Genomic DNA, 12,883 nt, shown 5'->3' with positions numbered 1-12,883 from the left:
TTTAGTTTATTAAAATTTATAAAATTTCCAATTGGTTTTAAAATCTCTCTGCAAAGGCTGATTGGTCAATAATGCCCTTAATAACTCAATTGGCATGGCATTTTCGCGTAAAATTGCATCATGATATTCCTTATAACTCATTTTCCCATTTACAACCAATTCATTTTCTAATGCTGTAAATTGTAATCCTCCAATCATATAGGCAATTTGATATAATGGGCTGTATCCACCCACAAATGAGCGGCGCACTTCTCCTTCAGCATTGGCTCGTTCGTGTCCCACTCTGTCCACTAAAAAATCAATACACTGCTGCGGAGTCCATTTCCCCAAATGATAATTTAAAGAAAAAATAATTCGGGCGCAGCGATGCATGCGCCAAAACAGCATTCCTATTTTGTCTTGAGGAGTTTGAGGGAATTTTAAATCCCATAACAGCATTTCCCAATACAATGAGTTCCCTTCTACCCAAAACGGAGTATCAAAATGACGATATGCTTTGTATCTGTCTCTCATAAACTGCTGCAGATGATGACCTGCTATTAGCTCATGATGAATTGTTGCTCTAGAAAAGTTGGGATTATTGCCTCTCATGCTCATCATTTTATCACTATACGACATACTGCTCGTAGGATAAGATATGATAAGCGATTCACCTCCCAGAAAAAATGGATTTATTTTTTGCGCCTCTGGAGACATCATGTACATTCTCCAAGTTTCTTCAGCAATTGGAGGAATCGTTAAAAGATCGTTCTTTTTTAAAAAATCTACTGACTGATTGTATAAATCCAACATTGCCTGTGGTTGATCACCAGGAGCAACAAATGAATTTTTTACTTTCTCTTGTGCTGTCTTCCAATTATCTCCATAACCCATTTCACGAGAAGCTTTCAATAATTCAGCATCACACCACGCAAATTCTTTATTGGCGATAGCAACTAGCTCTTCTGGTGAGTAAGCAATAAATTCTGTCTCCAATTGACGGATTATTTCCTCTCTCCCAATAGGATTTCCTATAATACCGCTGCCATCATCTTTTTGGGTACTGGTTTCTTTTCTTTTTGACTTTAATAAAGTTCCATATTCTTGTAATACTGCATCAACTTCAGCATAGGTTTTTGGTACCCACCAAGAAAATAAAGGATCATAACCATTATAAAAATCAAAATAATTTTTTAAAATATTCTGTAGTCCTTTTGCGTGTGAGACAGCAAATTCTGAAGCTCTTTTATCAAGACCTTCTGCCTTATCTGCAATTTTTATCTGTTCTGTAATTACTTTGCGTAAATCATCCATTTCTTTGGCGACACCCTCGGCATTTACTTTAATTCCTCTGCGGCGAGGTTTTTCCAGCGCATATATTCTTTCTTCAAAAGGAAAATATTTCTTTATACTTTCATAAGTTTTCTGCTGTTGCTGCAACTCATATTCCTCATTTTTTAAATTTCGATTGAATAAAATATAATCCACTTTGCCATTGTTACTCATGGCATCAAAATCTAAACTTTTAAGTTCTTTTTTATAATCACTTATTAGCTGCAGGAGGCGTGTTCTTCGCTCTGGGGTATTGTAATTATTCTCGTCATTATTAATTCCAAAAGTATACGCTGTACTATTAGTCGAATAAAAACGCATGATGCTTCCTTTATCCGCTTCATAGTGCACCATTGTATTATTTACTTCACTTGTCTGCAGATATAAGTCATTTTTGAAATTCTGAGCAAAAACAGGTGCAGATGCCCATACCATTAGAAACAGCATCGTGAAGAATAAAGCGATTTTACTTTTAAATAATTTTATCATAAATGATTTTTGAATTATAATTACATACTCATTAATGCTATTATTGATTTAGCTCATTGCTGTTGCGCTGCGGAGGATCAACCCCTAATAAATGCTTCACAAAGAAATCACGCTTTCTCATTCTTCCATAAGGTCCTCCATCACTATGTCCAACACCTGGCAAAGGCAGAAATTCAAAAGTTTTACCGCATTTAATTAATGCATCAGCAACACGATAGGTAGATTCTGGCGGTACATTTTCATCGGCTTCGCCAACAATCAGTAATAAATCACCCGATAATTTGCCTGCATTGGTAACATTAGACTGCTCTTCATAATGTTTGTCAAGCGGATATCCCATCCATTGTTCATTCCACCATTGTTTATCAACTCTATTATCATGACATCCGCAAGCAGAAACTCCTGCTTTGTAAAACTCAGGATGAAACAACAATCCGCCCAAAGCATTTTGTCCTCCAGCCGAAGTTCCATACAATCCTACTCTGGAATCATCAACATAACTGTATTTTTTTGCCAAAGCTTTTATCCAAAGGATTCTATCTTCAAAACCTGCATCTTTCAAATTTTTCCAGCAAACATCATGAAATGCTTTAGAACGATTAGCAGTTCCCATACCGTCAATCTGCACAACAATAAATCCTAACTGAGCCATACTCTGCATTTCGGTAGTATATCGGTCCATGAAATTTTTGGGAACAAAAGAATCCTGCGGACCGGCATAAATACTCTCAATTACAGGATATTTTTTATTGGGATCAAAATTAGCCGGGCGGCATATTATCCCCCAAATATCAGTAACTCCATCTCTGCCTTTTGCATGAAATGGTTCCGGAAGCGACATCCCGGTTGCTAAATATGCTGCAGCATCTGATTTTTCAATATCTAATATTTTTTTTCCATCAGAAGTGCGATGAAGCTCAATAATTGTTGGAACATTAGGCTCTGAATAAGAATCTAAGTAATATTGTTTATTTGGCGAAAAAGCAACATTATGATTTCCTTTTGGCAAAGTAAGATTGATTAGTTTTTTTCCATCAAAACCAATGCGGTAGCTATGCACATAATATGGATCTTCGTTTGTATTCACCCCGCTTGCTGAAAACCATATTTCTCTTTTGTTTTCATCAATACTATCAACACTTCTTACAACCCATTCTCCTTTAGTAATTTGATTTTCTTTACCATTCAAAGCATCAACCAAATAGAGATGTCTCCAACCATCTTTCTCTGAAGACATAACAACTTCATTATTTTTTTTCAGATAATGTGTAAATAATCGGGATTCATAAATAAAAGTTTTAGTGCTTTCATCTACGATTGAACGGGTTTCGGCAGTTTGAGCATTAACTTCAATTATTCGAAACCGCTGATGTCCACGATCTACTTTTTCATACATAAAATAATCTGCATCACCCTGCCTCCAATGCAATTCGGGCGCGTCAAAAAAATCAATTATAGGTGTATTTACTTTTAATACTTTTTGATTTTCAATTTGAAACAAAAACATCTCATAAGTTGTAAAAGGATCGCCTGGCTGTTTATAGGGTTGTGAATGCAGTTGCCCGCGGGCAGTATTTGCTGTCGAAGACAAAACGTAATGAACCGGTAAATCAACAACAGGAGTTATATGATACCCAACAATATATTTACTGTCGGGAGACCACGCCAAAGAACCATAAGGTTTCTCTTTAGTGCCATCCTTTGTGAATTGAATTGCTTCTCCTCCATTAACCGGTTTAACAAAAACATTATTCTCTTTGATAAAACCCAGCCACTTTTTATTGGGCGAAATACTGTCTGTTTTAAAAGATTCCCATCTCGCCCATTGATTATTTAAACTTGGATATTTTTTAAGATCTTTTGCTAATGAGCTAACTTTTTTAATACCATAATCTGATAACGACACTTCAAAATAGCTTTTGTCATACTTTAAAGCTATTGAGTACGCCTTAGAATCATAATTTAAACTATCAATAAGCAAACTTTTTGAAGGAACTGATTTTCCTGTAATTTCACTTAAAGCTTTTTTTAGTTTAACCTCATCAAATAACCTCTTTTTTACACCTTTTGAAGCGTCAATCAAGATATATTCTCTGACGCTGTCCTTTAGAATATTGCAATACCAAAATGTACTTCCATCCTTTTGCCAATGTGCATTTACTCTTGTTTTAAAAACTTTATTTTTAACCGCATCATCCAATTTTAATGCTTGTTTGTACCGCTCCAAAATTTCAGCTTTTGAAGGCTGATAAGCTGTCATTTCTTTGTTTTGTGCATAAAAATTACAACTTAGAAATAACATCAAAAAAGTAACAATGGGTAAATTATTTTTCATAATTATTAGATAAAAAGGCTGGAATATTTATCAATCTTCTGCAAACTACAATACTTGAAATCCATGTGCATAAGGATCATCCTCATCATCGATTATGATTGTATTGTAACCATACACTTTTGCCCAGCCTTGAATGCTTGGGACAATTGCCTTAATGTCGCCAATATTTGTTTCTTCTTCGATACGGCCAATAAACTTACTTCCAATATAACTTTCGTGAATAAATTCTTCGCCCATTTTTAAAAGTCCTTTGGCATGCAATTGCGCTATTCTTGCCGAAGTTCCAGTACCGCATGGCGAACGGTCTATGGCTTTATCACCATAAAAAACAGCATTTCGTCCTGAAGAAGTAGGATCTAAAGGACTTCCTGTCCACAATAAATGGCTCACATCACGAATGGTGTCATTTTCTGGATGAATGAACAGATCGGGATATTTTTCATTAATCCTTTTTCTAACTTCCTGACTGTACTGAACAATCTTGCTCGCTGTAAAATTCTGAACTCCAGAGAAGTTTTTTTGTGGATCTACAATGGCATAGTAATTCCCGCCGTAGGCAACATCAAAAACTAATTCGCCTAATTCTGGGCAGTCTATGGTTAATCCTTCGGCTGCCAAATATGATTTTACATTGGTCAGCTTAACCCATTCCACTTTTTTATCTACCTGCTTGTATTCAATTTTTACCAAACCAGCAGGCGCTTCCATGTTTATTTTGCCAGGTGTTTTTGGCGTAACCAAGCCTTCTTCGATTGCAATAGTTATAGTGCCTATAGTTCCGTGGCCGCACATTGGCAGACATCCAGAAGTTTCAATAAATAAAATACCAAAATCATTATCAGGATTACTCGGCGGAAATAATATACTCCCGCTCATCATGTCATGTCCTCTAGGCTCGAACATTAATCCTTTTCGAATCCAATCGTATTCCTTCAAAAAGTGCTGCCTTTTCTCGCTCATGTTTGCTCCTATCAAATTAGGGCCTCCACCAGCAACAACACGAACTGGATTGCCACAAGTGTGTGCATCTACACAAAAAAATGTTTTTCTAGCCATATTATACTACAGGGAGATTTGTTTGTTTGTTGTTTACTAATCGTAAAATCCCCAGAGGATTTTCATTTTGAAGTGCTGCCGGCAAATTTGCATCAGGCCAATTTTGGTAACTAAAAGGTCTAACCCATCGTTTGATGGAATTAATTCCAACGGCAGTAAATCGAGAATCAGACGAAGATGGATAAGGTCCTCCATGCACCATTGACGGACACACTTCAACACCTGTAGGCATTCCGTTAAAAATTATCCGTCCAACACGATTTCCTAAAGCATCAACAACGGCATCAAAATTATTAATTTCATTATCTTCAGCTATGATTGTACCTGTCAGCTGCCCTTCTAATTTATTTATTATAGCAACTAACTCGGCTTCATTTTCACACTGCACTACAATTGAAAAAGGTCCAAAAACTTCTTTGTGCAAAACAGGGTTTTCTAAAAAGTCCTTACCAGATACCGTAAGTATTTTTTGCAATGCAAAATTCGGATTCTCACTTTCATCATAAGCAGCAATAACTTGTACTCCAATTTGAGAACTTAATTCCTGATTGTTTATCTTATAATTTAGATGAATTGATGGATTCAGCATACATGTAGGTGCAATTTTTAAAATTTCACTTGCAAGTTGGTCAGTAAATACTTTTAAATATTCATTTTTCACTGCAAGTATTAACCCTGGATTAGTACAAAACTGTCCCGCACCAAGAGTTACAGAACCTGCACAGGCATTCGCCCATTTTTCTGCATTTTGTTTTAGCGCTTGTGGTAATATTATAACAGGATTTATGCTTCCCATTTCGGCAAATACAGGAATTGGTTCTGGGCGCTTTGCTGCTAAATCATACAATGCACGGCCTCCTTTTATGCTTCCTGTAAATCCAACTGCTTTTACCAAAGGATCTTGTACTAGCTGAACCCCAACTTCAATACCGCTGCTGTTCAAATTAGAAAAAATACCTTCGGGCATGTTTGCTTTTTGCGCCGCTTTAATAACTGCCGAAGTAACCATTTCACTAGTACCCGCATGCATCGGGTGGCTTTTTACAATCACTGGACAGCCTGCCGCTAATGCTGATGCTGTATCCCCTCCTGCTGTAGAATAAGCAAAAGGGAAATTACTGGAACCAAACACAACTACAGTTCCTAATGGCCGCATCATTTTACGAATATCAACTTTAGGCAATGGAATTCTGTCAGGAATGGCTGTATCAATTGTAGCTTCTACCCAAGAACCATCGGCAACTAATTCTGCAAAAGCATTTAGCTGGCCTATAGTTCTGCCTCGCTCTCCCTCTGCTCTTCCTCTTGGCAAACCCGATTCCTGACAATATACGTCCAACAAGGCATCTCCCAAAGCCAATATTTCATCGGCAATGGTTTTTAAAAAGAGTGCTTTTTCCTGACCCGAACACTTCTGAAACGATAAAAAAGCTTTATCAGCAATTGTTGTAGCCAATTTAATTTCATCTGCAGTTGCTTCGATAAACTGCCAAGGGTTTTCGACATTAAGCTGTGGATTAAACGTTTTAAAAACTTTATCTCCACTCGCTAGCAGCTGACTCCCTATATAATTTTTTCCAGTAATCATTTTTTTAATTATTATTTGATTAAATTGAATACAGCTTCAATATATAATAAATTTATTATTCACTTTAAATTTTTAAAGTTCAAATTCTAAATTTTATTTATTACAAGCTTTTATAATCAGGAAGAGTTGGTCTTGTTCTTAAACCTTCGTCAATAATAGCAAGAACTCTTTCTCTTTCTTTTCCAATCAAAGGAATTCTAGGTGCTCTTACATATTCTGTTCCTAAACCTGCTCCAACCTCTGCTAATTTTATATTCTGAACAAGCTGTGCATTAATATCCAATTCTAATAAAGGCAGAAACCATCTGTAAATAGTAAGCGCTTCCTGAATTCGGCCGGCTTTAGCCAATTTGTATACTGCAACAGTTTCTTCTGGGAACGCATCTACAAGACCTCCAACCCATCCGTCAGCTCCCATCAATAAACTTTCCAGTCCTAATGTATCTACACCAGTAAGTATTTTCAGTCTGCTTCCAAAACGATTGATTATTCTCGTAACGTTCGAAATATCTCTTGTTGATTCTTTTACCGCTTGAATATTATCCAGTTTTAAAAGCTCTTCGAACATATCCAAAGTAACCTCTATTTTATAATCAACTGGGTTATTATAAATCATTATCGGCAGTGAAGTACTTTTTGCTACTTCCGAAAAGTAAACAATTGTTTCATGATCTGTAGCTTTGTAGCGCATTGGCGGCAACATCATCAGTCCTTTTGCTCCAAACGATTCTGCTTTTTGCGCTGCATCAATTGCTCCTCTTGTGGTTTGCTCCGCTATATTCATTATAACAGGAACTTTTCCATCAACAATCCGAACAGTTTCAAGCACTAATTCTTTTTTTTCTTCTTCTAAAAGTGTACTGGCTTCTCCTAAAGTACCACCTAAAATAATCCCTTCAACACCTGCATTTAATTGTGCTTTTAGGTTGATTTCAAACATTTTGAAATCTAAACAATCTTCTGATGTGAAGTTAGTGGTAACGGCTGGCATTACCCCTTTCCATTGAATACTCATATCTTTTTTTTTAAATATTTATTCCAAAGGTAAAGGGTTACTGCAAATATTTTTATTAGGTTTGTTATCTACATTTGATACTATATTATCATTTTATATCAAATTAAATTAAAAATAGGCTAACTTTATCCCTTACCTAACTTTTTAATTATAACTTAGTCGCAAATAAATATAAATCTGTATGAAAGTATTTCCGTTTAAAATACCAAAATCTAACGAAGAAGCATTCTTATATCAAGAAGACAGAGAATTTGTTTTTTATGACAAATACCATCAGCATGAAGAAATTCAGATCAGCTTAATAAAAAAAGGAGAAGGAACAGTTTTGGTTGGTGATACGATTACCGAATATGAAAAAGGCGACATCCTTATAATGGGAATTAATCTGCCTCATGTCTTTCGGTCTGAAGAAACAGAAAATCAGTCACTCTCCGTTATGCTTACCATATTTTTTTCGAAAAATGCATTTGGCAAAGATTTTTTTGATCTTCCTGAATTAAAAAAAACAAATGGTTTCTTTAAAGATATAAAAAATGGAATCCTTATTAAAAACGCCCCTTCTTCTATTAAAAGGAAGTTTGATAAATTTAAAAATGCGAATAGCTTTGACCGCTTTATTATTTTTTTCAACCTTTTAAAATTATTTGACCAAGCAGATAAACAGCCTTTATCTAATTCAGTATACGACAAACCATTTACAGATGCTGAAGGTAAAAGAATGCAGATGGTTTTTGATTTTGTAATGACAAATTACCAGAAAAACATTACGCTGCAGGAAATCTCCGAAATTGCAAACATGACCAAAAATGCTTTCTGCAAATATTTTAAAGTCCGAACAAACAAAACCTTTTTTCAGTTTCTGATCGAAATAAGAATAGAGCGGGCTGCCAAACTATTAATAAAAAACAAGGAACTCTCCGTGATTGAAATAGCAGAACTCTGCGGATTCAATAACATTTCAAATTTCAACAGAAAATTTAAGGAAATAAAAAAGAAAACGCCTTTTGAATTTAAAAATTCACTTTCCAATCCATAGAAGTAATTGACGCCAGATCTGCATTATAAAAAATATCCAAAATTTCTAATTTTAAAACTTAAACAAGTAATATAGTATTCGATATTGATAATAAAATCTAATCCACTCTATAAAAAACCACATACTTTTGAAAGCAGCCAACTTAATAAAAACATATCAAAATTAAAACAGCATGGATAGAAAGCACATATTGGTTTTTATTTTTCTCAGTTTAAATCTACTCTCTTTTGGGCAAAATTCAAAAGTGTATACTCTTGCTGATACACTAAGAGGAAGCATTACTAAAGAAAGACAATGGTGGGATGTTTTGCGCTATGACATCACTGTAAAACCGGATTACAGCAACAAAATAATTCAAGGAAGCAACTCCATAACCTATAAAGTAACTAATGGAAAAAACAACACCAAAATGCAGATCGACCTGCAGAATCCTTTGGTTATAGACAGCGTAATCCAATCTGGAAAAAAATTAAGTTTCAAAAAAGAAGGCAGTGTCTGGTATATTGAAACGCCTAAATCTAAAACAGCAATAACTCATAAAATAGACATTTTTTATCACGGAAAGGTTCATGAAGCTATTAATGCCCCTTGGGATGGCGGATGGATATGGACCAAAGATGCATTAGGCCGTCCCTGGATGACAGTGGCTTGTCAGGGACTTGGAGCATCAGTATGGTATCCTTGTAAAGACCATCAAAGCGACGAACCTAATCAAGGCGCCAGCCTTACGATGATCGTTCCTGATACATTAGTAGCTATTGCCAACGGAAGATTAGAATTCAAGAAAGACAATAACGATGGAACTGCAACATACAAATGGGCTGTTGTAAATCCTATCAGCAATTATTGCATTATTCCTTATATAGGCAAGTATGTAAACTTTAAGGAAAACTATAAAGGGGTAAAAGGAAATTTAGACTTGACCTATTGGGTACTGGACTACAACTTAGAAAAGGCTAAAAACTATATGCCAACGGAAGTTCATAATATGCTAAATGCATTTGAATACTGGATGGGACCTTATCCTTTTTATGAAGACGGCTATCAGCTCATTGAAACATCGCATACTGGAATGGAACATCAAAGTGCTGTTTCTTATGGCAACCATTATAAACCTGGATATAGAGATAGAGATCTCTCAGGAACTGGATGGGGAATGAAATGGGACTTTATCATCATCCACGAAAGCGGGCATGAATGGTTTGGAAATAATATAACAACAAATGACTTGGCAGATATGTGGGTTCACGAAGGATTTACAAATTATAGTGAAACTTTATTTGTAGATTACATTTTTGGAGAACAAGCTGGAAATGAATACAATGCTGGGACTCGACAAGGAATAAAAAATGACAGACCCATCACCCCTAGCTACAATGTTAATGCTCAAGGAAGTGGTGATATGTACCCTAAGGCTGGCAATATGCTGCATTCAATACGCCATGGAATTGATAACGACAGCTTGTTTCGAAATATAATAAGAAGTCTGGGAAAAGATTTTTATCATCAGACTGTTACTTCTAAACAGGTAGAAAATTACGTTTCAAAACACCTTAATTTCGATTATAGTAAGGTATTCGACCAATATCTTAGAACTACGCAAATTCCAAATTTTGAGTTTTATTTTAATGCCGACAAGACTAAAATTTTCTATCGTTACACTAACTGCGTAAAGGGATTTAATCTGCCTTTAACTTTAAAAAATGACGCTGTAAAAATAAAGATAATACCTTCTGATGATTGGCAAAATATTTCTGCAAGTAAAGAACAACAAACATTATTCAATGCAGAAGCAATTACCAAAATGTATTATATAAATCCAATTTTGAAAACAGTCGTAAAATAGAAACCAATCATTTGATAACTATTAATAATTTACAATGTCCTAAATAATGAAAAAATTAACTCATCTATTTTTCTGTTTACTGCTTAATCTGTTTTTTATTACAGCCAATGCACAAAAAATAAAATGGAGCAATGACAACAGCAGTTATTATTCTGTAGAAAAAGGAGAAATCATCAAGTATCAATTACCAAATTTCACTCAAACAAAAATAATTGATGCATCACAGCTTGTTCCAAAAGGAAACGGAAAATCATTAGCTATTAAAGATTTTGAGTTCAGTCAAAATGAAAAATTGGTTTTAATCTATACCAATTCAAAAAAAGTATGGAGGCGAGAAACCAGAGGCGATTACTGGCTTTTCAATAAAGAAACAAATGAGCTGCATCAGATAGGGAAAGGCAAACCAGAATCTTCCCTGATGTTTGCTAAACTATCTCCAGACAACAATTCTGTCGCTTATGTGAGCAAGCATAATTTATATGTTGAAGATATTGCTTCGGGAAAAATAACTCCTTTGACCACAGATGGGACTGACCGTTTAATTAATGGAACTTTTGACTGGGCTTATGAAGAAGAATTCGACTGCAGAGATGGTTTTCGCTGGAGCCCTGACGGAAAAAATATTGCGTTTTGGCAGATTGATGCTACTAAAATTAAAAACTTCCTGTTAATCAATAATACCGATTCTATATACTCGTACACAATTCCTGTTGAATATCCAAAAGTGGGTGAAGACCCTTCTGCCTGCAAAATAGGGGTAGCAAATATACCTACACTGCAAACAACTTGGATGGCTATTCCCGGTGATTCAAAGCAACATTATATCCCGCTTATGCAATGGGTGCCGGATGGTTCTTCTATACTGGTTGAACAGCTAAACCGAAAACAAAATGAAGCTAAACTTTTTTTATGTAATCCTAAAAATGGTGAAGCAAAACAAATTTACTCCGAACAAAATAATTCATGGATTGATGTATTACCAACTGAAAATGAAGGCTGGAAATGGATCAATAACGGAAAAGATTTCCTCTTTCTATCAGAGAAAGGTGGATGGCGCCAGTTGTACCGTATTGACAAAGCTGGCAAAGAAGTTTTAATTACTAATGGAAAATATGACATAATAAGTCTTGAAGCAATAGATGAAAAGAATGGTTTTGCTTATTTTTTAGCTTCGCCTGAAAATGCGACACAACAGTACTTATATAAAACATTGCTAAACGGAAAAGGAGAATTAATAAAAGTATCTCCTAGCGATGAGATTGGCACGCATGATTATAATTTATCGGCTGATGCAAAATATGGAATGCATAATTTTTCTAATCATAAAAACCAGCAAGTATCAGAATGGGTAAATCTTTCTTACCACAAAACGATTAAGGAAATAAGCAGTAACAAGACTCCTAGCGGCAATGTAGAAATGATTCAGATTACGACAAGTGACAACATAACTCTTGACGGATGGATGATTAAACCAACTCCATTTGACGAAACAAAAAAATATCCTGTTGTATTTTATGTTTATACCGAACCCGCAGGAGCAACCGTAAAAGATGCCGCTGGTTATGCAAGCACCTTTTTATACAATGGAGATATTGCAGCAGACGGATATATTCAAATAAGTTTAGATGGCCGAGGAACTCCAGTTCCAAAAGGTGCAGAATGGAGAAAATCTATATATCAAAAAATAGGGATTTTAAACATTAGGGATCAGGCAATGGCGGCCAAAGAAATATTAAAATGGTCATTTGTGGATTCCGACCGAATTGCCGTTTGGGGATGGAGCGGCGGCGGATCGACCACCTTAAATCTTTTGTTTCAATATCCTGAGATTTATAAGACCGGAATAGCCATTGCATCTGTACCCAACCAATTATTGTATGATAACATCTATCAGGAACGCTACATGGGTTTACCGCAGGAAAACGCAGCACCTTTTATAAAAGGTTCTCCGATTACTTATGCTAAAAATCTTCAAGGCAACCTATTGCTTGTTCATGGCACCGGCGATGATAATGTACATTATCAAGGAGCTGAAATGCTTATCAACGAATTAGTAAAAAACGGTAAATATTTTCAAATGATGAGTTATCCAAATCGCACGCACAGCATCAATGAAGGAGAAGGAACCTCTGAACATCTAGCGCAATTATTCACTCAATATTTAAGAGAACACTGCCCTGGCGGAGGCAGATAAATCTAGTTCACAC

8 protein-coding genes are annotated in these 12,883 nt (G+C 35.5%); 3 read left to right on the top strand and 5 right to left on the bottom strand.

From position 1 onward, the window contains the following. Positions 1-9: 9 nt before the first annotated feature. The 5 genes from CLU83_RS04545 to CLU83_RS04525 form a co-directional block, all read right to left on the bottom strand. A complete protein-coding gene (locus CLU83_RS04545) occupies positions 10-1,800 on the bottom strand; it encodes a DUF885 family protein (RefSeq protein ID WP_198512246.1) in 1,791 nt (596 codons plus the stop codon). Positions 1,801-1,840: 40 nt separating this feature from the next. Beyond that, positions 1,841-4,135 carry a S9 family peptidase gene (locus CLU83_RS04540; protein ID WP_100430513.1) on the bottom strand — a complete coding sequence of 765 codons (2,295 nt, stop codon included), beginning with the start codon at positions 4,133-4,135 and terminating at the stop codon, positions 1,841-1,843. 45 nt (positions 4,136-4,180) lie between these two features. Beyond that, positions 4,181-5,191, bottom strand: a complete 1,011-nt coding sequence (locus tag CLU83_RS04535; protein ID WP_100430512.1) for a 4-hydroxyproline epimerase — start codon at positions 5,189-5,191, stop codon at positions 4,181-4,183. A 1-nt stretch (position 5,192) separates the two neighbouring features. Further along, complete coding sequence (locus CLU83_RS04530) at positions 5,193-6,779, bottom strand: aldehyde dehydrogenase (NADP(+)) (protein WP_100430511.1); 1,587 nt, start codon at positions 6,777-6,779, stop codon at positions 5,193-5,195. 100 nt (positions 6,780-6,879) lie between these two features. Then, on the bottom strand, positions 6,880-7,794 hold the full coding sequence (locus tag CLU83_RS04525) for a dihydrodipicolinate synthase family protein (RefSeq protein WP_100430510.1): 915 nt from the start codon (positions 7,792-7,794) through the stop codon (positions 6,880-6,882). Positions 7,795-7,975: 181 nt separating this feature from the next. Between CLU83_RS04525 and CLU83_RS04520 the strand changes: the two genes are divergently transcribed. From CLU83_RS04520 to CLU83_RS04510, 3 genes are all read left to right on the top strand, one after another. Beyond that, entirely contained in the window at positions 7,976-8,830 is an 855-nt protein-coding gene (locus CLU83_RS04520; protein ID WP_100430509.1) for an AraC family transcriptional regulator, read from the top strand. A gap of 172 nt (positions 8,831-9,002) precedes the next feature. Then, positions 9,003-10,676 carry a M1 family metallopeptidase gene (locus tag CLU83_RS04515; RefSeq protein ID WP_100430508.1) on the top strand — a complete coding sequence of 558 codons (1,674 nt, stop codon included), beginning with the start codon at positions 9,003-9,005 and terminating at the stop codon, positions 10,674-10,676. 46 nt (positions 10,677-10,722) lie between these two features. Further along, on the top strand, positions 10,723-12,870 hold the full coding sequence (locus CLU83_RS04510; protein WP_100430507.1) for a DPP IV N-terminal domain-containing protein: 2,148 nt from the start codon (positions 10,723-10,725) through the stop codon (positions 12,868-12,870). Positions 12,871-12,883: the final 13 nt, after the last annotated feature.

This window comes from Flavobacterium sp. 1, from assembly GCF_002797935.1.
GTDB lineage: Bacteria > Bacteroidota > Bacteroidia > Flavobacteriales > Flavobacteriaceae > Flavobacterium.
The sequence above is the reverse complement of the archived record's forward strand: the minus strand, read 5'-3'. Positions and strand labels throughout refer to the sequence as shown.